The organism is Neorhizobium sp. LjRoot104, assembly GCF_964253725.1.
In the GTDB taxonomy this organism is placed as follows: Bacteria; Pseudomonadota; Alphaproteobacteria; order Rhizobiales; family Rhizobiaceae; genus Neorhizobium.
Genome location: NZ_CAXURS020000001.1, coordinates 3631519 through 3656640 on the forward strand (window position 1 = coordinate 3631519; position 25122 = coordinate 3656640).

Sequence of the window (25122 nt, forward strand, 5' to 3'; positions counted from 1 at the left end):
AAAGAGGTTCCGCGCAAGCTGTTATTTTCCCTTATCCTTAATAGCCCCCAGGAAGCTTTTGACAGGTTCAACGGTCTTTTCGACCATCACGGCGACCCCTTTGGCGTTCGGATGCATGCCGTCCGAGAGCTGCAGACTGGAAATGGTCGTGACCCCGTCGAGGAAGAACGGATAGAGCGGCACCGCGTATTTGTCGGCCAGCCGCCTGTAGATCGGGTTGAACTTCTCGGCATAATCTCCCCCCATGTTCGGCGGCGCCAGGATGCCGATCAGCAGAACCGGGATCTTCCGCTCCTTCAGCCGCGCCAGGATCGCATCGAGATTCTTCTCCGACTGGTCCGGGGAGATGCCGCGCAGCGCGTCGTTGGCCCCGAGTTCGAGGATCACGCCGTCCGTGCCGTCCGGCACCGACCAGTCGATGCGTGACAAACCCGCCGCCGTCGTATCACCGGAAACGCCGGCATTGGTGACGACGACATTCTCGCCCTTGGCCTTCAACGCCGCTTCGAGCTGGGCCGTGTAGGATTCGGAAGGCGCAAGCTGGTAACCCGCCATCAGGCTGTCGCCGAAACCGACGAGCTGGATCGCCCTGTCCTGCGCAGCGGCGGGCAAGGCGAACAGCGCCAGCCCGGACATGACGATGAAGTGAAGCAGGCTTGCTTTAAAACTCACGATCCGTCTCCTAGATTGAGCGCTGCCGCAACGCGGTGTTCGGGTTACGCTTCACGCCTATATAGGACGGTTCGATTTGACTAAAACCATCATCACGCTGAAGAAAGCCGATCTGACCTTGGGCAGCGCGGCGGCCTCGGTGCATGTGCTGAAGCAGATCGATCTCGAAATCCGCGCCGGCGAAGCCGTCGGCATCGTCGGGCCGTCCGGCTCCGGCAAATCGACGCTGCTGATGGTTCTGGCCGGTCTCGAACGCCTCGACAGCGGCGAGATCGTCATCAACGGCGCGCCCCTTCATTCCCTGTCCGAAGACAGGCTCGCGGATTTCCGCGGCCGCAATATCGGCATCGTCTTCCAGTCCTTCCACCTCATCGCCAACATGACCGCGCTCGAAAACGTCGCCGTGCCGCTCGAACTCGCCAATGTGAAAGACGCCTTCGAGATCGCAAAACGCGAGCTCACCGCCGTCGGCCTCGGCGAGCGGCTCAGCCACTATCCCGGCCAGCTTTCCGGCGGCGAGCAGCAGCGCGTGGCGATCGCCCGGGCGCTGGCCCCCTCGCCCTCGGTGCTGATCGCCGACGAACCGACCGGCAATCTCGACACCGAGACCGGCCGCCAGATCGCCGACCTCCTGTTCTCGAAACAGGCCGAGCGCGGCATGACCATGCTGCTCGTCACCCATGACAACGCGCTCGCCGCCCGCTGCTCGCGCCAGATCCGCGTCCGCTCCGGCGAGATCGTCGGCGACAGCGCCACCGCCCATCATCCCGTTCAGGCGGTCTCCGCATGAGGCGGGCCTTTCCGCGCCTCTCGATTTCCTTCCGCCTGGCGCTGCGCGAGATGCGCGGCGGCTTGGCCGGCTTCTACATCTTCCTCGCCTGTATCGCGCTCGGCACCGGTGCGATCGCGGCGGTCAATTCCGTATCGCGCGCCATCACCGGCGCCATCGCCTCGCAAGGCCAGGAAATTCTTGCCGGCGACATTCGCTTCGAACTGAACAATCGCGAGGCGACCGACCAGGAACGGGCATTCCTGACGAGCCTCGGCAAGGTCTCCGTCTCCACCGGCCTGCGCTCCATGGCCCGCAAGCCCGACGGTTCCGAACAGGCGCTGGTCGAGGTGAAGGCGGTGGACGACGCCTATCCGCTCTACGGCAGTTTCGGCGCCGAACCTTCCGCGCCGTTGCCCGATCTGCTTGCCAGGCAGGGAGACACTTTCGGCGTGCTCGCGGCGCCACTGCTGCTGGAGCGCCTCGGCCTCAAGGACGGGGATCAGCTTCTGCTCGGCAATGTCAGGCTGACATTGCGCGGCACGATCGCCGCCGAGCCCGATGCGCTTTCGGAAGGTTTCGGCTTCGCCCCGCGCCTGATCGTCAGCCGCGAAGCGCTCGCCGCCTCCGGCCTGATCACCACCGGCAGCCTCGTCGAGCATGCCTACAAGATCCGGCTCGACGATCCGGCGATCCGCTCGACGCTCGCCGCCCGCGCCAACCGCGAGTTTCCCAGCGCCGGCTGGTCGGTCCGCACCAGCGATCGGGCCGCCCCTTCGCTGACCGAAAACGTCGACCGCTTCTCGCAATTCCTGACGCTGGTCGGACTGACGGCGCTGATCGTCGGCGGCGTCGGCGTCGCCAATGCCGTGCGCGCCTTCCTCGATGCCAAGCGCACCACCATCGCCACCTTCAAGTGCCTCGGCGCGCCTGCCTCGGTGGTGACGATGATCTATCTCATCCAGATCATGCTGCTGGCGGTGGTCGGCATCCTGATCGGCCTCGTCATCGGCGCCATATCGCCCTTCGTCGCTCTGCAATTCCTCGAAGGCGTGCTGCCGGTTCCGAAGGAAGTGACCTTCTATCCGTCGGCGCTGGCGCTCGCCGCGCTGTTCGGCATCCTGATCACTTTCGCCTTCGCGGTCCTGCCGCTCGGCCATGCCCGCGAAGTTCCGGCGACCGCCCTCTTCCGCGAACAGAGCTTCGACAATACCCGCCTTCCCTCCTGGCCATATCTTCTGGCCGCAGGCGTGGCGCTCGCCGCCCTCGCGGCGCTGGCGATCGTCTCGGCGGAAGAGCGCTTCATAGCCTCCGTCTTCCTCGCCGCCGTCGCCGGCGCCTTCGTGCTTTTGCGCCTCGTGGCTGCGCTTATCGCAGCACTTGCGAGGAGAAGCCCGCGGGTCAATTCGCCGGCGCTCAGGCTGGCGATCGGCAATATCCACCGGCCCGGCGCACTGACGCCATCGGTCGTGCTGTCGCTCGGCCTCGGCCTTGCCCTCCTCGTGACGCTCGCCCTGATCGACGGCAACATGCGCCGCCAGCTGACCGGCAGCATCGCCCAGCAGGCTCCGAACTTCTTCTTCGTCGATATCCAGGGATCCGAGCGCGAGGGCTTCGTCAACATCCTGAAACAGCAGGCGCCGGAGGGTGTGATCACCCAGGTTCCGATGCTGCGCGGCCGGATACTTGCCTTCAACGGTAAGGACGTGACCCAGATGAACGTGCCGCCGGCCGGCCGCTGGGTGCTGCGCGGCGACCGCGGCATTACCTACGAGGACAAACTGCCGTCCAATTCGGCGCTGACCGCGGGTGAGTGGTGGAATGCGGATTATACCGGCGAACCGCTCGTGTCCTTCTCGGCGGAGGAGGCTGGCGAACTCGGCCTGAAGATCGGCGACACCGTCACCGTCAACGTGCTCGGCCGCAACATCACCGCCCGCATCGCCAATTTTCGCAAGGTTCAGTGGGAATCGCTGTCGATCAATTTCGTGATGATCTTTTCGCCCAATACCTTCCGCGGCGCGCCGCATGCCTGGCTGGCGACCCTGAGCGACCCCAAGGCCACCGCCCAGCAGGAAGCCACGATCCTGCGCGCCGTCACCAACGCCTATCCGACTATCACCAGCGTCAGGGTCAAGGATGCGATCGACATCGTCGATCAGCTCGTCGGCCAGCTCGCGACGGCGATCCGGGCCGCGGCCGCCGTTGCCCTGATCTCGTCGGTGCTGGTACTGGCCGGCGCGCTTGCGGCCGGCAATCGGGCACGCACCCACGACGCGGTGATCCTGAAGACGCTCGGCGGCACGCGCAGCATGCTGATGCGCGCCTTCAGCTACGAATACATGATCCTCGGCGCGGCAACGGCCCTCTTTGCGCTCGTCGCCGGCGGCCTTTCCGCCTGGTTCATCGTCAGCCGGATCATGCGGCTGCAATCGGTCTTCCTGCCCGATGTCGCGGTGCTGACGCTCGCCGTTTCGCTGGTTCTGACCGTCGGAATAGGCCTTGCCGGCACATGGCGCATATTAGGGCAGAAGGCCGCACCGGTGCTGCGCGAGCTCTAATTCTTCCAGAGGTAGCATTTCTTGTTAACTCTCGGATCAAATTACCGTCAGCGCCTCCCATAGGTTGCTAAATAGCTCCCATGGCTTGCGTTTTTCGCTTGTCGCACCTCTTGTATGTGAAGCGATCTCGCATCATATTTATGCGCAGGCTTGCTGGAGCTCCGCAGCGGCGCCTGGGTCCGTAAAAAGGGGGCCCGACACCGTGAATAATTCCGGAGCTTAAAGAGGAAACAATGGCTGATTTCAACAACTACCAGACCCGGGCGGCGCAGGGTCGCGCCCAGTCCGGCGCGATGATCGATGAAGGCCTGCGCGCCTACATGCTCAAGGTCTACAACCTGATGGCTGTCGGCTTGGCTATCACCGGTATCGCCGCCTATGGTATCTCGGCCCTCGCAACGACGACGGATGCAGCCGCAGCTGTCGCCCGGCTTCCGAACGGCATCCTGCTGACCAGCCTTGGCGCTGCGATCTACGGTTCGCCGCTTCGCTGGGTCATCATGCTCGCGCCGCTCGCAGTGGTGTTCTTCCTGAGCTTCCGCGTTCATAAGATGAGCGTCAGCTCGGCACAGGCCACCTTCTGGGGCTATGCGGCGCTGATGGGTCTCTCCCTGTCGTCGATCTTCCTGGTCTACACGGCGCAGAGCATCGTGCAGACGTTCTTCATCACGGCGGCCTCCTTCGGCGCCCTGTCGCTTTACGGCTACACGACGAAGAGAAGCCTGTCGGGCATGGGTTCGTTCCTGATCATGGGTCTGTTCGGCCTGATCATCGCCTCGATCGTCAACATCTTCCTGGCGTCTTCGGCCCTCGGCTTCGCGATCTCCGCGATCGGCGTGCTGATCTTCGCAGGCCTCACCGCCTACGACACGCAGAAGATCAAGGAAATGTACTTTGACGGCGACGACGTCGCGGTTGCTGGCCGCAAGGCCATCATGGGCGCTCTGACCCTCTACCTCGACTTCATCAACCTCTTCACGTTCCTCCTCCAGTTCCTGGGCAACCGGAACAACTGATCTCGAGGAATTCGAACAGGAAAAGGCGGCCTCCGGGTCGCCTTTTTTATTGCCCGGCTTCGCGTCACGGCATAGGCTCGGCCATTCCTTTCAACGGCCTGAAACTCAATGACATTCCATCTCCGCGACGCCTCCCCCGCCGATCTTCCCACGATTACCGAAATCTATCGCGACAGCGTGCTGAACGGCACCGCAAGCTATGAACTGACGCCGCCGGGCGAGGCCGAGATGACCGCCCGCTTCGAGGCAATCCGGGCCAAGGGTTATCCTTATATCGCGGCGGAACAGGAAGACGGCACCCTCCTCGGCTACGCCTACGCATCGGCCTTCCGGACCCGCCCGGCCTATCGCTGGCTGGTCGAGGATTCGATCTATCTGGCACCGGAAGCGCGCGGCAAGGGCGTCGGAAAGGCGCTGCTGAAAGAACTGCTGGTGCGCTGCGAGGCGCTGGGTTTCCGCCAGATGGTCGCCGTCATCGGCGGCGCCAGCCCTGCCTCCGTGGCGCTCCATCGCGGTCTCGGCTTCGAGCTGACCGGCACGCTCAAGGGCACCGGCTTCAAACACGGAAAATGGCAGGACACGGTGCTGATGCAGGTTTCGCTCGGCGAAGGCAATGAAACCGATCCAAATCCCGGCGTCTATCCGGGTTCGCTGTTTGCCGAATAGGGCGCCGCCTTAATCGATCAGTTTCAGCACCTTGTCGAAGACCTTGAGCACTTGCGGCAGCTCATGTCCGCGCTTCATGATCAGGCCATGGGTGTTCATCACTGAAAAGGCGCCCTGCTTGGCCGCGAGCTTCGGATTCTTCTCTATTCGGAAGAGCGGAGTTTCACCGGAGCGTTTGAAGATTGAGAACACGGCCCGATCCTTGAGGTGGTCGATCGCGTAGTCCTTCCACTCCCCTTCGCCGACCATCCGACCGTAAATCCTCAAGATCGCATCGAGTTCCCGCCGGTGGAAGGTGACCGGTGCGGGATCGCGGTTCTGCCGATAATCACTGAGATCGACGACAACGGCTGTGTCCTGGGGTCTCTGTCCCCCCGGCAAATCCGGCTGATCTGTCATCAAGACTCCCAAATCGTCAAATGTCAGAGATATGACAGTGTGCCCGAGAGGCCGTAAAAATCAACCCCGGCAATCTCGCCCGCAACCAACCGCCGCGATTTTATTCTTGCCCCATTTCGAACAAAAGAGTGCCCGATTTCGAAGCGAGATTGGCAGCGTTGGTTGGCGCCGTTTTTCAGCGCCATATGGCCCGGTCTGGTGCATTGACCCTTACCCCCAGCCCCCCAATGTTATTGGATCGGGCCGCCAACAAGAACTCACGCATAATCGGCAGGACAGGAACCGCGCCCGCGGTCAGTATTTTTTGCGGCCCGCCATCAGCACGGTCGCGCCGAGAATTGCCGCGGGCTCGCCGCCCGGGCCGGATGTCTGCAGCAGGATCGCGCAGCCATCCTTCTTAGACTTGCCCATCAGCTTGCCGGGCAGGGTCAGCTTCATGCTCTGGCCGTTCCAGGTGCCGACCGACTGCACGTCATAAACGGCGTGCCAATATTCCATCGTCTTGCCGCTGTTTTCACCCTTGGTGACATCCACCATCTGGCGCTTAGTGAAATAGGCGACGACGACGTCGGCCTGCCCCTTGCCGTCTCCGATCTCGATCTCGATCTCGTCGCCGCGCATCGCCGCGGTGACCGGGACGTCGAGCCCCTTGCCGCTCTGGCCGAGTGCCTTCACCTTGTCGTTGATCACCGTGAGGTCGGTGCCCTTGACGTGGTCTCGACCGTTGATGAGGGCCTGCGGAGTATAGACACCGCTACGCCCGAGCGTCTTGGCATAACCATATTGCCGCTCGGTATTTTCCTTGGAGCTCAGCGTATCGGTCCAGCCGAGATAGTTCCAATAATCGACGTGGTAGGAAAGCACGACCATGTCTCCCTGCGCCACCAGCTCGCCCAGAGCGGCATCGGCGGGCGGGCAGGAGGAGCAGCCCTGAGAGGTAAAAAGTTCGATCACGCCCTTCGGCGCCCTGACCTCTCCCGCGAATGCAGCGCCCGCATAAAACAGGCCCGCCACAAGGAGTACGGAGCGAAAACGAAGGGGCATGGGTGGCAGACCTTTTTATCAGGGCAACTGTTATCCACGATTGCTCGCGGCGATCAAGGGGCCTAACGCACTGGATGGCGGAAAGTAACCACCGGGAACCTTCAAGAGAAAGTCACGAAGGGGTGAAGACCGGATAATTGATCGGTTTCCGAATGCGTTTGGTCGGACATCAAACTTCGCGAAAAATGCGCCGGGGTCAAATCAGTTTGAGCAGGCCTTGGGTAAAATAAACGGCACCCACGCCGGTGACGATCCAGCGCGTCCACGCGCGGAAATTCTGGTCGGTCATCTTCTGCAGAATGTCGTTGCCGGCCCGCGCGCCGAGAATGGCGATAGGCGCTGCCACCAGCACCGCGATCCACTCCGTGGTCGGCAGTTGCGAGGCCGCGTTCCAGTAGAACACCACCTTCGTCGCATGCGAGGCGACCTGCACCGCCGCCTTGGTGGCGATCACCTTGCGCCGGTCCATCGTCGTGCGGATGAAGAAGATGTCGATCGTCGGCCCCGATACGCCGACGCCGACCGTCAGCGCGCCGGCGATCAGCCCGCAGACCAGCGCATGCAGCGGCTTCGAGGCATCGAGCCGCAGCTTCGATACCGGCATCCAGACCAGGATCGGCATCAGCCCGATGGCGATCGACACGACGATCAGGTCCGGCTGGTAATCGACGATCAGCAGGATGATGCTCGAAATGACCAGGCCCAGGCCGAGGATGCCGAGAATGCGGTAGTCGATATAGGCGCGGGAAAACCAGGCGCGCGACCCGTTGGACACCATCTGGATGACGCCGTGGATGGCGATTGCGGTGCCGACGGGAAAGAGGAAAAGCAGCACCCACAGCAGGATCAACCCGCCCGCCATGCCGAAAATTCCCGAAAGCAGCGATGTCAGGAAAACGGTGACGGCCATTCCGGTGAGGAGGACGACGGTCAAGGGCATGGGACCTTAGGTGTTGGAACTGCCCCTCATCCGCCTGCCGGCACCTTCTCCCCATTGAGATGGGGAGAAGGACACGAGCCGCAAACTCTCAAGTCCCCTCTCCCCGCGTGCGGGGAGAGGGCTAGGGTGAGGGGCAGCTTAACTCACGTGGAAAATTGGTGACCCGCCGGCCGAGCCGGCGGGTGGCCATGTCACTTAAGCGGCGAGGTCGCGCAGAACCGTCTGCAGGATGCCGCCATTGTTCATGTAGATGACCTCGTCGAGCGTATCGATGCGGCAGAGGATGTTGATTTCCTTCACCGTGCCGTCGCCGTAGGTGATCTTGGCGGTCTTCCATTCGCGCGGCTTGATGTCGCCTTCCAGGCCCTCGATGGTGACGGTCTCGTCGCCCTTGAGGTCGAGGCTGGCCCAGGTCGTGCCTTCTTCGAAGACGAAGGGAACGACACCCATGCCGACCAGGTTCGAGCGGTGGATACGCTCGAAGGACTGGGCGATGACCGCCTTGACGCCGAGCAGGTTGGTGCCCTTCGCGGCCCAGTCGCGCGACGAACCGTTGCCGTATTCGACGCCGGCGAAGATCACGAGCGGAACGCCCTCGGCCTTGTACTGCATGGCTGCATCGTAGATCGACATCTCCTCCTTGGACGGATAGTGGAAGGTGTAGCCACCTTCCTTGCCGTTCGGGCCGAGCATGTAGTTGCGGATGCGGATGTTGGCGAACGTGCCGCGCATCATCACTTCATGATTGCCGCGGCGCGTGCCGTACTGGTTGAAGTCGGCAACACCGACGCCGTTCTCCGTGAGGTAGGCGCCGGCCGGCGAAGCAGCCTTGATCGAACCGGCCGGGGAAATGTGGTCGGTGGTGATCTTGTCGCCGAAGAGACCGAGGATGCGGGCACCCTTGATGTTCTTGAGGCCCGAGCCCGTCTTGCCCATGCCGACAAAATAGGGCGGGTTCTGCACATAGGTCGAATTGTCATCCCAGGCATAGGTCTGGCCCGGAGGAACCTTGACCGCCTGCCAGTTCTCGTCGCCCTTGAAGACGTCCGCATACTTGGTTTCGTAGAGTTCGCGGGTGACGTATTTCAGGATGAATTCCTGGACTTCCTTCGAGGTCGGCCAGATGTCCTTGAGGAAGACCGGATTGCCGTTCTGGTCTTCGCCGAGCGGTTCGGAGGTCAGGTCCTTCTGGACCGAACCGGCAAGCGCATAGGCGACGACGAGCGGCGGCGAGGCGAGGTAGTTCGCCTGCACGTCAGGCGAGATGCGGCCTTCGAAGTTGCGGTTGCCCGAGAGCACGCCGGCGGCAATCAGGCCCTTGTCGTTGATCGTCTTCGAGATCGGCGCCGGCAGCGGACCGGAATTGCCGATGCAGGTGGTGCAGCCGAAGCCGACCAGGTTGAAGCCGAGCTTGTCGAGATCGGCCTGCAGGCCGGACTTGGCAAGGTATTCGCCGACCACCTGGGATCCCGGTGCGAGCGAGGTCTTCACCCAGGGCTTGGACTTCAGGCCCTTGGCAACCGCGTTGCGGGCGAGCAGGCCGGCGGCGATCAGCACCGACGGGTTGGACGTGTTGGTGCAGGACGTGATCGCGGCGATCGCCACGTCGCCATGGCCGAGATCGAAATCCGTGCCTTCGACAGGGTAACGATTGCCGAGCTGGCCGGGCTTCTTGTATTCGGTATCGAGCGAACCGGCGAAACCGGAAGCGATCTTGTCGAGCGAGATGCGGCCTTCCGGACGCTTCGGGCCGGCCATCGACGGCACGACGTCGCCGAGATCGAGCTCAAGCGTATCGGTGAAGACGAGGTCGGAGCCGTCGCCTTCGCGCCACATGCCCTGAACCTTGGAATAGGCCTCGACCAGCGCGATCCGCTCGAGCGTGCGGCCGGACATGGTCAGGTAGTTGATGGTTTCGCCATCGACCGGGAAGAAGCCGCAGGTCGCGCCGTATTCCGGACCCATGTTGCCGATCGTCGCGCGGTCGGCGAGCGGCATGTTGTCCATGCCTGGGCCGAAGAACTCGACGAACTTGGAAACCACGCCCTTCTTGCGCAGCATCTGCACGACGGTCAGCACCAGGTCGGTCGCGGTGACGCCTTCCTTGAGCTTGCCGGTGAGCTTGAAGCCGATGACCTCGGGCAGAAGCATCGAGACCGGCTGGCCGAGCATCGAGGCTTCCGCTTCGATGCCGCCGACACCCCAGCCGAGAACGCCGAGGCCGTTGATCATCGTGGTGTGCGAATCGGTGCCGACGCAGGTATCCGGATAGGCGATCGTTTCGCCGTCCTCTTCCTTGGTCCACACGGTCTGGCCGAGATATTCGAGGTTGACCTGGTGACAGATGCCGGTGCCCGGAGGAACGACGCGAAAATTCTTGAACGCCTGCTGGCCCCATTTCAGGAAGCGGTAACGCTCGCCGTTGCGCTCGTATTCGAGCTCGACGTTCTTGGCGAAAGCGGTCGGCGTGCCGAATTCGTCGACGATGACCGAGTGGTCGATGACGAGGTCAACGGGAACCAGCGGGTTGATCTTTTCCGGATCGCCGCCGAGCGAAACCATCGCGTCGCGCATCGCGGCAAGATCGACGACGGCGGGAACGCCGGTGAAGTCCTGCATCAGCACGCGGGCCGGGCGGTAGGCGATTTCCGCTTCCGTGAGACCCTTGTTGTTCAGCCATTCGGCGACCGTCAGGATCTGTTCCTTGGTGACGGACTGGCCATCTTCAAAGCGGAGCAGGTTTTCGAGCAGCACCTTCATCGAGAAGGGCAGCTTCGAAACGCCGGCAAGGCCGTTCTGCTCGGCCTTCGGAAGGCTGTAGTAAACGTAATCCTTACCGCCTACGGTAAGGACGGAGCGACAATTGAAACTGTCGAGAGACTTAGCCACGGAATAAACCCCGCTGATTAAAGAGCCAACACGCGCGTGCGGACGCCTATGCACTTCATGCACATCAGGATGCGGGTGCGACCATTTCCGCTGTCCGCACGAGAAGATTTTTTGGGATCTTCAAGTTCGGCGGAAGATTGAAATCACGCCGGCCGCTGGCGTGGTTGCAGTGCTTATAGATAATTTCTAAGAAGGGTTCCAGACGCTTGGCGCCCATTCCGAATAAATTTTCGGATCGCGATGATTAAAATCTTAATGAAGGTCTCCGGCATGCGGCTTTTGGCCGAAAACTTGAGCGCAAGGCGCGGCGAAGACCGGATTTTCACGGATATCTCCTTTACTCTCGGAGCCGGTGAAAGCCTCGTCCTGACCGGCCGCAACGGATCCGGGAAATCGACGCTGCTGCGCGTCGTGGCCGGATTGCTGCACCCGGAAACCGGTCGCGTCACCTGGACATCCGAGAGTGCCGAATCGGGAATGCGCGCCGCCGAGGCCTGCCACTACCTCGGCCACCGCAACGCGATGAAGGCGGAGCTGACGGTTGCGGAGAATCTGAGCTTCTGGAAGACCTTCCTCGGCGATTTCGAGGGCGGCAAGGGCGTCTCCGCTGGCGAGGCGGCCGAAGCCGTCGGCCTCGGCGGCATCATCCATCTGCCCTTCGGCTATCTCTCCGCCGGCCAGCAGCGGCGCATGGCGTTTGCCAAGCTGCTCGTGTCGTATCGCCCGGTCTGGATCCTCGATGAGCCGACCGCGGCGCTGGATGTGAATGCGGAGGGCGTGTTCACGGGGCTGATCAATGCACATCTGGCGACCGGTGGCATTGTGCTGGCGGCGACTCACCAGCCGCTGGGGCTGGAGAATGCGCGGGAGCTGAAGATGGCGGGGTTCGCGGGCGTGGCGGAGGAGAGATGGTGATGGGTCTGCCCCGCGTTCCCCCCCTCTGCCCTGCCGGGCATCTTCCCCTTGAGGACAAGGCTGCGGCACATGGAGCGTGCGCCGGTGCGGCAGCCCTAACCCTCCCCCTTGTGGGGAGGGTGGCCGGCAGGCGGGAGGGGTTTTCATGCCGGGTGAAAAGTCCCCTCCCCAACCCCTCCCCACAAGGGGGAGGGGCTCCACGCACCGTCGCATCCGACCGTCCTCTCGCTTGCAGAGATGTGCCCGGCAGGGCAGACGGGGGTGCGCCCCGAATACGGAGCCCCCGCTCATGACCGCCCTCCTCCTCCGCGACCTCAAACTCTCCGTCCGCGCCGGCGGCGGCGCCTTGATCGGCGTGCTCTTCTTCATGACCGTCGTCGCCGTCATCCCCTTCGGCGTCGGACCAGACCTCAACCTTCTCTCCCGCATCGGCCCGGCGATCGTCTGGATCGGCGCGCTACTGTCGGCCCTGCTCGGCCTCGACCGGATGTTCCAGACCGATCGCGAGGACGGCTCCCTCGATCTGCTGCTGATGCAGGAACACCCGCTGGTGCTGACCGTGCTGATGAAATGCCTCGCCCACTGGCTCGGCAACGGCCTGCCGCTGGTGATCGCCTCGCCGCTGCTCGGCCTGTTCATGAACATGGACGAGGTGGCGATCGGCGCCACCATGCTGACGCTCCTGGTGGGCACGCCGGCGCTGACCTTTATCGGCGCGGTCGGCGCCGCGGTCGCGGTGGCCCTGCCGCGCGGCGGACTGCTCGTCTCGATCCTCGTCCTGCCGCTCGCAATCCCCGTGCTGATCTTCGGGGTCAGCGCTTCCTATGCGGCCGTCGAGGATCCTGCCCCGTTTATGCCGCCTTTCCTGATATTGGTGGCGATCACGATGTTTTTTGCCGTGCTCGGACCGCTGGGCGCGGCACTGGCGTTGCGCAATGCCGGCGATTGACTAGAATCGGCTCGTCGACCGGTTGAATTGACCAGGATCAAGCTGATTTTTCCGCACGCATATTAGAAAGTGCCCATGACCGAAAGCCTCGCCATCAGCAAGTTCAGCGACCTGGCCAACCCGACGCGGTTTCTGGCGCTGGCGGCCCGCATCCTTCCCTTTATGGCGACGGCCACCGCGATCCTGTTTGCGATCGGGCTCTACCTGAGCTTCACCACCGAGGGCGATTACCAGCAGGGCCTGACGGTGCGCATCATGTATGTGCATGTGCCGGCAGCCTGGCTGTCGATGATGTGCTACACCGTCATGGCCGTTTCGGCGATCGGCACGCTGGTCTGGCGCCATCCGCTCGCCGACGTCAGCCACAAGGCCGCAGCCCCGCTCGGCGCCGCCTTCACGCTGATCGCGCTTGCCACCGGTTCACTCTGGGGCCGGCCGATGTGGGGCACGTGGTGGGTGTGGGACGCGCGCCTCACCTCCGTCTTCGTACTGTTCCTCATGTATCTCGGCCTGATCGCGCTGAACCGCGCCATGGACGATCCGTCGCGGGCGGCGCGGGTGTCCGCCGTGCTGATCCTCGTCGGCTTCGTCAACATCCCGATCATCAAGTTCTCGGTCGACTGGTGGAACACGCTGCACCAGCCGGCGAGCGTCATCCGCATGGGCGGCCCGACCATCGACCCGGAATTCCTCTGGCCGCTGCTGATCATGGCGATCGCCTTCACCATGCTGTTCTTCACCCTGCACGTGATGGCGATGCGCAACGAGATCTGGCGCCGCCGCGTCGCCGCCCAGCGGCGCATGGCCGCGCGCATGGCCGGCCATGTAACCGGCTCGGAGGCGTGAGATCATGAGCCATACCTTCTACATCGCGATGTCCTATGCCGTTTCGGCTGTCGTCTGCCTCTGTCTGATCGCCTGGACCTGGCTCGACGGCCGCGCCCGCCAAAAGGAGCTGGCAGAACTCGAAGCCTCCGGTATCCGCCGCCGCTCGGCACAATCGAAGGGTGACGCGGCATGAGCATCGAGACCGAAAATCAGCGCGCGACGCGCAAAAGCCTGGCCCGTTATGCGCTGCCGCTGATCCCGCTGGCGATCTTTCTCGGCTTTGCAGCGGTCGCCGGCAAGATGCTCTACGACCAGGACGTCAACGGTCGCGACGTTTCGGCCATACCCTCCGCCCTGATCGGCAAGAAGGCCCCTTCGCTGGCGCTTCCGCCGCTCGAAGGCTCGAACACCGCGGCGCTGACGACGGCCGCCATCGCCGGCAAGCTGACGCTGGTCAATGTCTTTGCCTCCTGGTGCGTGCCCTGCCGGCAGGAACACCCGATACTGAAGGAACTGGCGAACGACAGCCGGCTCACCATCGTCGGCATCAACTACAAGGACCGCAACGACAACGCGCTGCGTTTCCTCGGCGAACTCGGCAATCCCTACAAGGCGATCGGCATCGATCCGAATGGCAAGGCGGCGATCGACTGGGGGGTTTACGGCATTCCGGAAAGTTATCTGGTCGCGCCCGACGGTACCATTCTCTACAAGCGCGTCGGTCCGTTCGATGCACGCAGCCTGGCGCAGGATCTATTGCCGGCGATCGAGAAGGCCGTGGCAGGACGCTGAACGGGAGCCGGTCGGGCGACCGGGATGTCCCAAAGCGACCGAGGTGTTTCGCCGTGTTCCGGCTTCGAAGAACATTCGATCTCGGCGTGAAGAAGCACTTCTGGCCGCGCGGGACGTCCTGTCCGGCGCGGTTCTGGTTTGGGAATGGAGCAGGCGGGGTATTTCGGTATTGGGTATTCAGGCTTTCCGCCTGCCCCGACCGTTTCCTGCAGCTTTCCGGGAGTTGTCAGTTCCCGTCCCACCACGTTCCACAGCCATCACCGGAAACCGGGGTCCGAAAACCTTGGAGGAGGAGGCCGGTTCGCGAACCCGGTTTCCCATCCGATGACGGGGCGATTATGGCGCGGCTTCGGACAGGCGGGGATGAACGGGGAAGCGAATGTCCCTAAGGGATTGATGGGTCTGGCGGTATTTTTCACGGGCGGAAAAATCATCCCCGGCAAAGACCCCTCCCGCCCTGCCGGCGACCTATAGCCCGCCCTGCCACACCCGCACCGCATCCATCGGCCAGACGAGCATCAGCACGTTGAGCGTCAGGTTGTCGCGGATGATATAGCCGGTCGCCAGCTCGAAGAAGATGGCGATTGCGACCGTCAGCCAGACCGGCAGGCGCGAAGCGGCGAAGAAGCCAAGCGCCATGAACACCGTGTCCATCGCCGAATTGAGGATGCTGTCGCCGGTATAGCCGAGCGCCATGGTCGCCGTACGGTAGCGGTCGATGATCAGCGGGGAGTTTTCGGCGATCTCCCAGGCAGCCTCGATCAGGATGGCCAGCGAAAGCCGCGCGGTCAGCGGCGCGCGGCGCAGGATCAACCAGCCGAGACCGTAGAAGAGAAAGCCGTGGATGATATGCGACGGCGTGTACCAGTCGGAGAGATGCTGCGAATTGCCGCTGGTATTCACCCCGCCTTCCCAGAGCTTCACATAACCGCATTCGCAGATCGGAATGCGGCCCATCGCGTAAAGGATGGCGATCTGGAGCAGAAAGAGGACGAGCGCGGCAAGAAGCCAGCGCCGGGAAGATGAACTCGGTGGGGAGAATTCCGCCGCCGTCACTTTTCAGCCTCGGTGTTTCCCGCCGGGTCCTGCACCGTGTGGCGCATGATCAGCGGCATCTGCGTCATGGTGAAGATCAGCGTGATCGGCATCGTGCCCCAGACCTTGAAGGCGACCCAGAAGTTATCGGCCGCCTTGGCGTCGGGCAGGTAATAGGCGTTCGCGCCCCTCCAGACGATCTCGTTGAGGACGGCGAGGAACAGGAAGAACAGGCCCCAGCGGATGGTGAGCTTGCGCCAGCCGGCCTCGTCGAGCTGGAAGGCCGCGTTGAAGACATAGCCGAGCAGCGATTTGCCGAACAGCAGGCCGCCGAGCAGCACGACGCCGAACAGCGTGTTGATGATCGTCGGCTTCATCTTGAAGAACAGCTCGTCCTGCAGCCAGATGCCGAGTCCGCCGAAGACCAGGACGACGATGCCGGAAATGAAGGGCATCAGCGGCAGATGGCCGAGCACGATCTTCGAGACCACGAGCGAAACGACGGTCGCGACCATGAACAGGCCGCTGGCGATGAAAAGCGGACCGCCGAGCACCGAAAGCGACGGAAAGGTCGCGGCAAGCCATTCCCCGCGCAGATTGGCGAAGAAGAAGACGAGCAGCGGCCCGAGCTCAAGCGCGAGCTTCAGCATCGGATGGTGCCGGTCGGCGGCGGTGGGCGTCGTATCGCTTTCGAATTTCATAAATTGGTCAAACCTGCTTCGTCCTGCCTTGGCCCTGCGCGAGCGCCAAGGCAGATTTGTGGCATCAATGGGCAATCCCGGCAATGGCGCGCGCAAAATCCTGCGCCTCGAAGGGTTCGAGATCATCGACCCCCTCGCCCACACCGATGAAATAGACAGGCAGCTTGTGCTTGGCGGCGATCGCCACGAGAATGCCGCCTCGCGCCGTGCCGTCGAGCTTCGTCATGATAAGCCCGCTGACCCCGGCAACGTTCCGGAAAATCTCCACCTGGTTCATGGCATTCTGGCCGGTGGTGGCATCCAGCGTCTGCAGCACGGTATGCGGCGCGTCAGGATCGAGCTTGCCGAGCACGCGGACGATCTTTTCGAGCTCGGCCATCAGTTCCGTGCGGTTCTGCAGCCGGCCGGCGGTATCGATGATCAAGACATCCGACTTGTTGGCGCGCGCCTGCTCGTAGGCGTCATAGGCAAGGCCGGCCGCATCGGCGCCGAGCTTGGTGCCGATGAATTGCGAACCGGTACGGTCCGCCCAGATCTTCAGCTGCTCGATGGCTGCCGCGCGAAAGGTGTCGCCGGCCGCGAGCATGACCTTGAGGCCGGAACCGGACAGTTTTGCCGCCAGCTTGCCGATCGTCGTCGTCTTGCCGGTGCCATTGACGCCGACCACGAGGATGACATGCGGCTTGTGATTAAGATCGAGCGCGAGCGGCTTTGCGACTGGCCCAAGAACCCTGGTGATCTCCTCGGCCATGATCCGCGACACATCCTCGCCGGTGACGTCCTTGCCGTAACGCTCCGAGGAAAGCGCCCCGGTGACGCGCATCGCCGTCTCGACCCCGAGATCGGCCTGGATCAGCAGGTCCTCGAGCTGTTCCAGCGTGTCCTCGTCCAGCTTGCGCTTGGTGAAAAGGGCCGAGATCTGGCCGGTGAGCTGCGACGAGGTGCGGGCGAGACCAGCGCGCAGGCGCTGGAACCAGGTGAGTTTTGGCGCGGGGGCGACAGGTTCGGGCGTGGGTTCCGGGCGGGCGGTGGAGAAGCCCCTGGGGAGAGTGGGTTCTATTGGCCGATCCGGCCCTTCGCTTTGGCTCAGGGCGTTCGTTGCTGCAATCGATTCACTGGATCGATTGCTCTGCTCCGCAGACCGCGCCTCACCCCCCACTGTCCTGCCGGACATCTCCCCCTCAAGGGGGGAGATCGAATCGTGGCTTACTCCTCGCTCCAAAGCGGACTCGGAACTCGTGGGAGCGGCGTCGGGGTCCACATCGCTAATGTCAGATGCCGGGGTCGACGGCGCATCCGTGATCTCCCCCCGTGAGGGGGAGATGTCCGGCAGGACAGAGGGGGGTGCTTCCGCAGGCGCTGCGGCTTCTTCATCGGCCTCGGCTTCCGCCTGCAGCAGCGACAACGGCACCATGCCGATATCCGAAGCGGCCTCGACACCAGGAAGAAGCGGCGGCTCGTCATCGTTGGCAGTCACCGGCTCAGCTGGCTCGATATCCTCAACCGCCATATCCGAAACCGGCCCGCCAGCCGTCTCGATCTCCGTCGGCGCAACCGGATCGACCGGCGAGACCGGCAGGTCTTCGTCGCGTGACTTGGGCTCCAGCTCCGCCTGGACGGCAGCCAGATCCTCCGGCCTCACCGCATCGGGTGCCGGTTCCTCGGCCGGCTTGCCGAAGGTGAAGACGCGTTTTATGAAGCCCAATGCCATGAGAACCCGTTCCGGTTACGCCGCCCGGGATGGGACGGACGCGACCTGCATTTCCAGATGTTTGCCGTTATGGCCGGTCAACATAACGCGCTTCAACGCGCGTGGAACAAGTCCGGGCACTGCCACCAGCGAAAAGTTTTCCGTATGCGCCATGCCGTTGTTCTCGACGATGATCGTCTGCTCGGTGCCGACCATGCGGTCGAGATGGGCGCGATTCAGCGCCTCGCCCCGCGCCCGCAGCCGTGCCGCCCGATCCTTGACCAGCGCCCGATCGACCTGCGGCATGCGGGCCGCAGGCGTGCCGGGGCGGGGGCTGTAGGGAAACACATGCAGGAAGGAAATGCCGGCCTCTTCCGAGAGCGTCGCGGCATTCTCGAACATCTCTTCGGTCTCGGTCGGGAAACCGGCGATCATATCCGCCCCGAAGGCGATCTCGGGCCTGAGCCGCCGCGCCTGTTGCGTGAAGGCCAGCGCCTCGGCGCGCGAATGGCGGCGCTTCATCCGCTTCAGGATCATGTCGTCGCCATGCTGCAGCGACAGGTGCAGATGCGGCATGAACCGCGGCTCGTCGGCGATCAGGTCCCAAAGATGTTTGTCCGCCTCGATACTGTCGATTGAGGAAAGGCGCAGGCGCAGGATTTCCGGAACTTGGCGAAGCAGAGACTTGGCGAGAAGCCCAAGTGACGGCTGGCCGGGGAGATCGGCGCCGTAGCTGGTGGCATCGACGCCGGTCAGCACGATCTCGCGATAGCCGCTTTCGGTAAGCTTGCGGGCCTGATCGACCACGGCGCCCATCGGCACCGAGCGGGAATTGCCGCGGCCATAGGGGATGATGCAGAAGGTGCAGCGGTGGTCGCAGCCGTTCTGCACCTGGATGAAGGCGCGCACATGGCCGTCGATATGCTTCACCATCTGCGGCGCGGTGGCGCGCACGCTCATGATGTCGTTGACGCGCAGCTTTTCTTCCGCCGAAACCCCGAAATCCGGCAGCGACCGGTAGGAGGCGCTTGTCAGCTTCTCCTCGTTGCCGAGCACGGCATCGACTTCCGCCATGCCGGCAAAGGTGTCCTTTTCCGTCTGGGCGGCGCAGCCGGTGACGATGATGCGGGCATGCGGGTTTTCGCGGCGCGCCCGGCGGATCGCCTGGCGCGCCTGGCGCACGGCCTCGCCGGTGACGGCGCAGGTATTGACCAGGATGGCATTGTTGAGCCCGGCCTTTTCGGCCTCCGCCCGCATCACTTCCGATTCATAGGTATTGAGCCGACAGCCGAAGGTGATGACCTCGACGCCGCTCAATTGACCCGAGCCTCCGGGTCGCCGGCACCAGGCTCCCGGTCGCGGGTAAAGCCGCCGTTCTGCGGATCGACCATGCCGGACCATTCCCATTCGGCAGGCCCGGTCATGACGACGTGATCGTCTGCCCGCCATTCGATGGTAAGCGGCTGGCGGACCGGGCTGGAGGCGACATCGATCGTCACCGTGCGGCCGGTGCGCCCGGTGCGGGCGGCGGAAACCGCGGCGGCGCAGGCGGCCGAACCGCAGGCGAGCGTCAGCCCCGCGCCGCGCTCCCAGGTACGGGTGCGCAGCGACGACTTCGACGTAACCTGCGCCAGCGTGATATTCGCCTTTTCGGGAAACATCGGATGGTTTTCGAGCAGCGGGCCGAACCGCTCAAGATCGAAGCTCATCGGATCGCGATCGACCCAGAAGATCGCATGCGGATTGCCCATCGACATGGCCGAGGGCGAATGCAGCACAGGCGCATCGATCGGGCCGATCTGCAGTTCGATGCGGCTCGTATCGAAAAATTCTTCCGCCAGCGGAATACGGTCCCACTCGAACACCGGCTTGCCCATATCGACCGAAATCGTCCCGTCCTCGTGCTCGACCGCATTGAGGATGCCGGCGACGGTCTGGAAGGTGAAGGTCTTGCGGCCGGTCTCGGCGGCCAGCGCCTGCACGACGCAGCGCGTGCCGTTGCCGCAGGCCTGCGCCTTCGAGCCGTCGGAATTGAGGATGTCGATCCAGGCGTCGGTGCCTTGAGCCTTCGGATCGTGGATCGCCATGATCTGGTCGAACTGGGTGGCCGGATCGGCATTGAGCGCGATTGCTGCTCCGGGCGTCACCATGTCGGTGCGTCCGCGCATATCGACGACCAGGATCTTGTTGCCAAGCCCGTTCATCCGCGCGAATTCCACCAGTTCCGTCATGACGCCAAATCCGTTGAGGGCCAAGTGCCCGCTTATCGGGCTGTATATGGCGGAAAAGGCGGGGAATTACCAGTGGGGGCTTCGCTCTGTCGGTAGTGGCCGGCAGGCAGCGAAAGGGAACCGCCAATGGGCGCCGGAATACGTCGCCTGCATCCCCATCAAACGAAAAACTCATCCACCAGCGCATGCACCCGCCGAAACGCCGCCTTGGCGCCTTCGGCCATATCCGCTTCCTCCGTCTCGGACATCTCGAACCCGTTGAAAGCCGCGACGAAGGTGCGCCAATGCAGGCCGCGGCCGGCGGGGTGGCCGGCGAGGTGGCGGGCGCCGAATTCTCCCGAAAGGCCGAGCTTTGCCGCTTCCTTCAATAGGAAGGCGGCGCCGAGGTTCGAGCCTTCGGCGACATAGAGCCAGCCGAGTGCGGCCGGGATACCGAGCCTATCCGTGCCGGCTGTGAGGACGGGCGGCTTGTTTCCCGTCACATCGAAAATATCCTGCCGCAGCGCTTCAAGCCGCACGCGGCTCGGAAGATCTGGAACAAGTCGGTTCAGCCGCGGATCGAGATAAAGCGGATCGACATCCGCATGGAAATGATGCTGCACGGCGAGGAACAGCGCGTAACGCTCGCGGCTACCGAAGGGATCGGCCGCCATGATGCGCTTGTCGAGGCGCTCATGGGTGGCATCGGTCAGGGCTTTGAGGCGCTGGATGCGGGTCGGTGCAGCGGGTGTTTCAAGTTCGATCTGCATATGTCTTCCGTTTCGAATATTTTAGAATTTGGCGGTCAACGAGGCCCTGATCGTCCGTCCAGGCGCAGGGTTCCAGCCATCAAGGGCATCAATGTAGAAACGATCGGTCAAGTTTTCGGCCTGGAGGTCGAATGTCAAGTTTTCCGTGATCTTGTAGGTCGCGAAGGCATCGACGGTCGTATAGGGCACCCACATCCCCGTATACATGCGCGCGCCCTGGGTGACCGGCGACATGCGCGCGCCTGCCTGGGTGATGCGGATACCGGCTTGCAGCTTGTCCTCGAACAACCGCGTGCCGATCGTCAGTCGCTTCATGATCTCGGGCGGCATGTGGTTTGCGGCATAGTCCATATTGACCGTCGTGTCCGAGCATGTGGAGAGCGTGCGGCAGAATTCATAGTTGGTGTAATAGGTCAGCGATCCCTCGGCGAAGAGGAAACCGAGGTCGTAGGAGGCGGAAACCTCCACGCCCGAGAAACGCGCTTTTTTCAGGTTGTCAAAGGTGAAGGAATAGTTCGGCATGCCTGGAGGCGGGGGAGGCATTCCCTGAGTGGAAACACGGGAAATGTAGTCCGTGTAGTTATTGTTGAAATAGGAGAGCTTCAGCCTCGCGGAATCGCTGCCGGTGATCAGCCCGTCCTTGCTGAGGTTGACGCCGATTTCCCAGTTCTCGGCGACTTCAGGCTTGAGATCGGGAGTAGGCCTGACGTTGCCGTCGCTGCCCATCGTCTCGCGCATGGTCGGCGGCCGCACGCCTTCCGCATAGAGGGCGTAGAACTGCAGGCCGTCGAGGGGCTCGATCGTCGCGCCGATCGACGGATTGAGGCGGCCGCCATCCCGATTTCGGACGGTGGTATCAGGGGTCACGCCGTCGTCCTTCAGCCAGTAGTGGTCATAACGCAAACCGGCGTTGAACTTGAGCCAGTCGGTCGCTTCCCATTCCGCTTGCGTGAAGGCGCTGGCGATCGAACGGCTACCGACGCTCGGGGTCATCAGCACGCCGAGAGTGTTCGCATAGGTGCGGCTCCGGTAGGGCCGGGCGTCGATGTCTTCCAAAAGGTACGAGACGCCGTAGTTGGCGCTGACACTACCATAGTCCGTATCGAACTTGCTCGTGTTCGAAATGTCTCCGCCATAGGTGTGGGTCATCGCATAGCGCGGATCGTCGCCCGGCGGCGTGTTGACCGGCGTGACCCACGGCGGAAGGTAGAAGGCGAGACCGGTCGACATGTCCATCTGGTCGACGATACTCATCCAGGCATTGACCTTGAGATCAACCATGTCGTCCGGATTGTAACGGTAGCGGCTGGTGAATGTATCCGTCGTCACATTGGACAGCGGCGCCTGGCGGAACGTCTCGGGCTGTGTGAACAGCAGCGACGACATCGCCTCGCCGTATTCGGCTTCGTAATGAACGTAACCGAGTTCGATACTCTGGTCGTCGTCGATATGGATCGTGCCCTTGGCCAGGAAGGAGGTCGATTCGCTCGATGTGTTCCACACTTCCTCGTCCGGCTTGGTATAGGAGAGGGGCCAATCGCGATTGTCGTAGCGATAGGTGGTCGGGCCTTTCGAGCCCGCGAAATAGTTGCCGCGGTACCGGCGCGCCGCAGCGATCACCAGATCGAAATTGTCCTGCACAGTTGCCAGCGCAACGCTTCCATTGCCGTTCGTGAAGTCGAAGAACTCGGCTTGGTCGGTCTGCTGGACGAGAGAATTGATGGTGAAATCCGAGGTCGTATTATCCTGCGCGCCGATCTTGATCCGCCCGCCATACTGCTTGCCGTCCTCGACGATGTCCTTCGCGTTGAGCGTGCGGATGCCGACGACGCCGCCGTTGACGCCGGCGCCGGCAGCGCCGCCCGACGGGCCTTTGGAGATGCTGACGCCGCCGATCAGGTCGGGATCGATATAGGTGCGGTCGTCGACGCCGGCGTAACCGCGCCAGGTCGTGGTGGTCTGCTGCGTTCCGTCGATCGCGACGCGGACGCGGTTCTGCCCCTGCAGGCCGCGGATATTGACGTTGACGGCGCCGCCATTGTGGTTGTTGGCCGAAATGACGCCCGGCGTGTTCTTGAATACGTCGCCGGCGCTTGAGCCGCGGAACCGTTCGATCTGCTCGGACGATATATAGCTCGTCGAGCCCGCCGTCTCGTAAGGCGCATCCGCCGGCCGGCCCTCGCCATCTCGCAGCACGATCGGCTTGAGCGTCGTATCGTCTGCCGGGTCCGGCATGCCCGCCGCCGAAGTGCCGGCCTCGAGCGTTACGGTATTTCCGGTCATCCGATGGGAGATCCCGGTCCCCGAGAGCAGCCGCGACAGGGCGGCAGATGGCGTCAGCGAACCGGTAACACCAGCCGTAGTCTTGCCCGCGGTAATTTCGCTGCGATAGACCAGACGCAGATCGGTCTGGCGGCCGAGCGCGAGAAGGGCGTTTTCCAGCGGCCCGGCTAGAATGGAAACAGCAACCTGCTGCGACTGGACGCCTTGCGCCGGCTGCTGTGCGATGGCCGGAACCATGCCGCCCAGCAAGGATGCGCAGCCAAGCGCGATCCTGACATGCCGCGAAGAAAGCGGCCCGCTCAAACTCATTTCAACCCCCTGCACTCAACTTCGTGACCGCTCTCATCGCGGCCCCGGTGGTTATGAGTGAAAGAGGGCTCCACCTCCTGACGTCGGTTTTCGAAAAAAGATGATTTTAGCACTCATATTTCGGATCGGACCTGTACTCAGCGCGAACGGACCAGCGTGACCCAGTCGGAAAGCCGGATGATGCGGATCGGCAGGCTCTCCTGCAGGGCCGCGAAAGTCTGATCGACGTCATTTGCGGCAAAGACGCCGCTGACCCGCAGCTGCGCCGCCTCGTCGTCGAGCACCACGATGCGGCCATGCTGGTAACGGCCGATCCGGTCGAGCACCTCGCCGAGCGGCCGGCCGGAGAAGACCAGCTTGCCGCTGCGCCAGCTCGTCAGATCGGCGACATCGCCGGAACCGGTTGCCAGGCGGCCATCGGCGCCGAGATGCGCGGTGCCGCCGGTTTCGAGCACCGCGCGCTGGGAGCCGGAAGTGACCGCCACATGCCCCTCCTCGACCATCACCTCGTCGCGCGCGCCGACGCGCACCGCATAATGGGTGCCGAGCGCGATCGCCTGGGTTTCGTCGCCACTAACGACGAAAGGCCGTGCCGGGTTCGGGGTGACGTCGAAGAAGGCTTCGCCGCGCAGGACCACGATCCGGCGCTCGGTCTGGCCATATCGCACCTGGATGGCGCTATCGGTATTGAGCGTCACCACCGACCCGTCGTCGAGGTCGATGCGCCGGATGACGCCGACCGGTGTGTAGAAATCCGAGCGATACCGGGCGATGAGGCCGGTCTCGCTGGCGATGATGCCAAGACAGCCCATCAGAAGCAGAGCGGCGATGCCGCCGCCGACCACCCGGCGCCGGCGCGGGGCGATCGTTTCCGGCACCGCAGCGAGATCGCCCCACAGAGAGCTCATCTCTTCAAAGGCGGCCGCATGAGCCGGATCCTGCATTTTCCAGAGTTCGAAGCGGCGGTGGTCGGCATCGGTCGCGTCGCTGGATCCGAGACGCGCGACCCAGCCTGCCGCCTCCTCCGCAATGGCGTCCTCGATGGCCCTGCCTGAAACATTAGTCATGTGCGTTTCCCCCGGCCGGAGGCAATGCCGCAAGGCGGGCCTGACGGCAAGCCATGAGTGCACGGATGATGTGCTTTTCAACCATATTGCGAGAGATTCCGAGCTTGGTTGCGATCTCTCCATTGGAAAGCCCTTCGAGCCGGCTGAGCACGAACACGACCCGGCATTTCGGCGGCAGGGCGGAAATCGTCTCGATCAGAAGCCCGAGCTGCTGGCGGGCGGCGACCACGCGCTCCGGGCTTGGCGCCTCGTCGGCAACCTGGGTCTGGTCCAACTCGGCGCTGAAAAGCGCGCTGTCGCGCATCAGCCGGGCGGTGATGCCATGGGCGACGGACCGGGCGACCTGGAAAAGATAGGCACTCGGATTGCGCAGATCCTCCTTCGGCGATGCCGTCAGCAGCCGCAAGAAAGTTTCCTGTGTCGCATCCGCCGCATCCTCCCTGTTGCGCAGACGCCGAAGAAAGAACCGCCGCAGCTTCCCCTCCTCGGTCTGCTGCAATCGTTCGATTTGGCTGATGTCCAAGTCCGTAACCCCAAGGCCGAAACCTGCCCGACCAATGGCTCCGCGTTTAGCGCCGCCTAAAAAGAGGCGCAACATCAATGATTTGGAATGGATC

General features: G+C 63.2%; 23 protein-coding genes. 9 read left to right on the plus strand and 14 right to left on the minus strand.

The window, feature by feature from the left end; all coding sequences use genetic code 11:
• Window positions 1–21: 21 nt before the first annotated feature.
• Window positions 22–672, minus strand: a complete 651-nt coding sequence (locus tag ACSQ8R_RS17975; RefSeq protein ID WP_436254630.1) for an arylesterase — start codon at window positions 670–672, stop codon at window positions 22–24.
• A 76-nt stretch (window positions 673–748) separates the two neighbouring features.
• Between ACSQ8R_RS17975 and ACSQ8R_RS17980 the strand changes: the two genes are divergently transcribed.
• From ACSQ8R_RS17980 to ACSQ8R_RS17995, 4 genes are all read left to right on the plus strand, one after another.
• Window positions 749–1462 (plus strand): ABC transporter ATP-binding protein, encoded by a 714-nt coding sequence (locus tag ACSQ8R_RS17980; protein WP_436254631.1) that lies wholly within the window; start codon window positions 749–751, stop codon window positions 1460–1462.
• On the plus strand, window positions 1459–4002 hold the full coding sequence (locus tag ACSQ8R_RS17985) for an ABC transporter permease (protein ID WP_436254632.1): 2544 nt from the start codon (window positions 1459–1461) through the stop codon (window positions 4000–4002). The genes ACSQ8R_RS17980 and ACSQ8R_RS17985 overlap by 4 nt, the downstream gene beginning before the upstream one ends.
• Before the next feature lie 233 nt (window positions 4003–4235).
• Complete coding sequence (locus ACSQ8R_RS17990; RefSeq protein ID WP_436254633.1) at window positions 4236–5018, plus strand: Bax inhibitor-1/YccA family protein; 783 nt, start codon at window positions 4236–4238, stop codon at window positions 5016–5018.
• Between the two features lie 108 nt (window positions 5019–5126).
• A complete protein-coding gene (locus tag ACSQ8R_RS17995) occupies window positions 5127–5684 on the plus strand; it encodes an N-acetyltransferase family protein (RefSeq protein WP_436254634.1) in 558 nt (185 codons plus the stop codon).
• Between the two features lie 9 nt (window positions 5685–5693).
• Here ACSQ8R_RS17995 and ACSQ8R_RS18000 read toward each other — a convergent pair whose 3' ends face one another.
• The 4 genes from ACSQ8R_RS18000 to acnA form a co-directional block, all read right to left on the minus strand.
• Window positions 5694–6083, minus strand: a complete 390-nt coding sequence (locus ACSQ8R_RS18000; protein ID WP_436254635.1) for a DUF2794 domain-containing protein — start codon at window positions 6081–6083, stop codon at window positions 5694–5696.
• 294 nt (window positions 6084–6377) lie between these two features.
• Window positions 6378–7127 (minus strand): DUF1223 domain-containing protein, encoded by a 750-nt coding sequence (locus ACSQ8R_RS18005; protein ID WP_436254636.1) that lies wholly within the window; start codon window positions 7125–7127, stop codon window positions 6378–6380.
• A 196-nt stretch (window positions 7128–7323) separates the two neighbouring features.
• A complete protein-coding gene (locus ACSQ8R_RS18010) occupies window positions 7324–8061 on the minus strand; it encodes a TSUP family transporter (protein ID WP_436254637.1) in 738 nt (245 codons plus the stop codon).
• 201 nt (window positions 8062–8262) lie between these two features.
• Entirely contained in the window at window positions 8263–10956 is a 2694-nt protein-coding gene (acnA, locus tag ACSQ8R_RS18015; protein WP_436254638.1) for an aconitate hydratase AcnA, read from the minus strand.
• A 270-nt stretch (window positions 10957–11226) separates the two neighbouring features.
• Here acnA and ccmA point away from each other — a divergent pair, with 270 nt between their 5' ends.
• From ccmA to ACSQ8R_RS18040, 5 genes are all read left to right on the plus strand, one after another.
• Window positions 11227–11871 carry a heme ABC exporter ATP-binding protein CcmA gene (gene ccmA / locus ACSQ8R_RS18020; protein ID WP_436255513.1) on the plus strand — a complete coding sequence of 215 codons (645 nt, stop codon included), beginning with the start codon at window positions 11227–11229 and terminating at the stop codon, window positions 11869–11871.
• Window positions 11872–12160: 289 nt separating this feature from the next.
• Complete coding sequence (gene ccmB / locus ACSQ8R_RS18025; protein ID WP_436254639.1) at window positions 12161–12820, plus strand: heme exporter protein CcmB; 660 nt, start codon at window positions 12161–12163, stop codon at window positions 12818–12820.
• Window positions 12821–12895: 75 nt separating this feature from the next.
• Window positions 12896–13666 carry a heme ABC transporter permease gene (locus tag ACSQ8R_RS18030; protein WP_436254640.1) on the plus strand — a complete coding sequence of 257 codons (771 nt, stop codon included), beginning with the start codon at window positions 12896–12898 and terminating at the stop codon, window positions 13664–13666.
• Between the two features lie 4 nt (window positions 13667–13670).
• Entirely contained in the window at window positions 13671–13841 is a 171-nt protein-coding gene (ccmD, locus tag ACSQ8R_RS18035) for a heme exporter protein CcmD (protein WP_436254641.1), read from the plus strand.
• A complete protein-coding gene (locus ACSQ8R_RS18040; protein WP_436254642.1) occupies window positions 13838–14440 on the plus strand; it encodes a DsbE family thiol:disulfide interchange protein in 603 nt (200 codons plus the stop codon). The genes ccmD and ACSQ8R_RS18040 overlap by 4 nt, the downstream gene beginning before the upstream one ends.
• A gap of 468 nt (window positions 14441–14908) precedes the next feature.
• Here ACSQ8R_RS18040 and ACSQ8R_RS18045 read toward each other — a convergent pair whose 3' ends face one another.
• The 9 genes from ACSQ8R_RS18045 to ACSQ8R_RS18085 all read right to left on the minus strand — a co-directional run bounded on the left by ACSQ8R_RS18045 (window position 14909) and on the right by ACSQ8R_RS18085 (window position 25028).
• Window positions 14909–15496, minus strand: a complete 588-nt coding sequence (locus tag ACSQ8R_RS18045) for a DUF2585 domain-containing protein (protein ID WP_436254643.1) — start codon at window positions 15494–15496, stop codon at window positions 14909–14911.
• A complete protein-coding gene (locus tag ACSQ8R_RS18050) occupies window positions 15493–16176 on the minus strand; it encodes a septation protein A (protein ID WP_436254644.1) in 684 nt (227 codons plus the stop codon). The genes ACSQ8R_RS18045 and ACSQ8R_RS18050 overlap by 4 nt, the downstream gene beginning before the upstream one ends.
• Window positions 16177–16240: 64 nt before the next feature.
• Complete coding sequence (gene ftsY, locus ACSQ8R_RS18055) at window positions 16241–17887, minus strand: signal recognition particle-docking protein FtsY (RefSeq protein ID WP_436254645.1); 1647 nt, start codon at window positions 17885–17887, stop codon at window positions 16241–16243.
• A gap of 15 nt (window positions 17888–17902) precedes the next feature.
• Window positions 17903–19183 (minus strand): tRNA (N(6)-L-threonylcarbamoyladenosine(37)-C(2))-methylthiotransferase MtaB, encoded by a 1281-nt coding sequence (gene mtaB, locus ACSQ8R_RS18060; protein WP_436254646.1) that lies wholly within the window; start codon window positions 19181–19183, stop codon window positions 17903–17905.
• Window positions 19180–20097 (minus strand): diaminopimelate epimerase, encoded by a 918-nt coding sequence (dapF, locus tag ACSQ8R_RS18065; RefSeq protein WP_436254647.1) that lies wholly within the window; start codon window positions 20095–20097, stop codon window positions 19180–19182. The genes mtaB and dapF overlap by 4 nt, the downstream gene beginning before the upstream one ends.
• A gap of 158 nt (window positions 20098–20255) precedes the next feature.
• Window positions 20256–20846, minus strand: coding sequence for a biliverdin-producing heme oxygenase (locus tag ACSQ8R_RS18070; protein WP_436254648.1), 591 nt, complete (start codon window positions 20844–20846; stop codon window positions 20256–20258).
• A 21-nt stretch (window positions 20847–20867) separates the two neighbouring features.
• Window positions 20868–23438: a TonB-dependent receptor domain-containing protein gene (locus ACSQ8R_RS18075; protein ID WP_436254649.1), complete on the minus strand. Its 2571-nt coding sequence runs from the start codon at window positions 23436–23438 to the stop codon at window positions 20868–20870.
• A gap of 137 nt (window positions 23439–23575) precedes the next feature.
• Complete coding sequence (locus ACSQ8R_RS18080; protein WP_436254650.1) at window positions 23576–24505, minus strand: FecR family protein; 930 nt, start codon at window positions 24503–24505, stop codon at window positions 23576–23578.
• On the minus strand, window positions 24498–25028 hold the full coding sequence (locus ACSQ8R_RS18085) for an RNA polymerase sigma factor (RefSeq protein ID WP_436254651.1): 531 nt from the start codon (window positions 25026–25028) through the stop codon (window positions 24498–24500). Before ACSQ8R_RS18085 ends, ACSQ8R_RS18080 begins: the two co-directional genes overlap by 8 nt.
• Window positions 25029–25122: the final 94 nt, after the last annotated feature.

Coding starts and splice junctions, on each gene's coding strand:
- ACSQ8R_RS17985 (WP_436254632.1), top strand. CDS start 1,459: ATGAGGCGGGCCTTTCCGCGCCTCTCGATTTCCTTCCGCCTGGCGCTG.
- ACSQ8R_RS17990 (WP_436254633.1), top strand. CDS start 4,236: ATGGCTGATTTCAACAACTACCAGACCCGGGCGGCGCAGGGTCGCGCC.
- ACSQ8R_RS17995 (WP_436254634.1), top strand. CDS start 5,127: ATGACATTCCATCTCCGCGACGCCTCCCCCGCCGATCTTCCCACGATT.
- ACSQ8R_RS18000 (WP_436254635.1), bottom strand. CDS start 6,083: ATGACAGATCAGCCGGATTTGCCGGGGGGACAGAGACCCCAGGACACA.
- ACSQ8R_RS18005 (WP_436254636.1), bottom strand. CDS start 7,127: ATGCCCCTTCGTTTTCGCTCCGTACTCCTTGTGGCGGGCCTGTTTTAT.
- ccmA (WP_436255513.1), top strand. CDS start 11,227: ATGCGGCTTTTGGCCGAAAACTTGAGCGCAAGGCGCGGCGAAGACCGG.
- ccmB (WP_436254639.1), top strand. CDS start 12,161: ATGACCGCCCTCCTCCTCCGCGACCTCAAACTCTCCGTCCGCGCCGGC.
- ACSQ8R_RS18030 (WP_436254640.1), top strand. CDS start 12,896: ATGACCGAAAGCCTCGCCATCAGCAAGTTCAGCGACCTGGCCAACCCG.
- ccmD (WP_436254641.1), top strand. CDS start 13,671: ATGAGCCATACCTTCTACATCGCGATGTCCTATGCCGTTTCGGCTGTC.
- ACSQ8R_RS18040 (WP_436254642.1), top strand. CDS start 13,838: ATGAGCATCGAGACCGAAAATCAGCGCGCGACGCGCAAAAGCCTGGCC.
- ACSQ8R_RS18050 (WP_436254644.1), bottom strand. CDS start 16,176: ATGAAATTCGAAAGCGATACGACGCCCACCGCCGCCGACCGGCACCAT.
- ftsY (WP_436254645.1), bottom strand. CDS start 17,887: ATGGCATTGGGCTTCATAAAACGCGTCTTCACCTTCGGCAAGCCGGCC.
- dapF (WP_436254647.1), bottom strand. CDS start 20,097: ATGACGGAACTGGTGGAATTCGCGCGGATGAACGGGCTTGGCAACAAG.
- ACSQ8R_RS18070 (WP_436254648.1), bottom strand. CDS start 20,846: ATGCAGATCGAACTTGAAACACCCGCTGCACCGACCCGCATCCAGCGC.
- ACSQ8R_RS18075 (WP_436254649.1), bottom strand. CDS start 23,438: ATGAGTTTGAGCGGGCCGCTTTCTTCGCGGCATGTCAGGATCGCGCTT.
- ACSQ8R_RS18080 (WP_436254650.1), bottom strand. CDS start 24,505: ATGACTAATGTTTCAGGCAGGGCCATCGAGGACGCCATTGCGGAGGAG.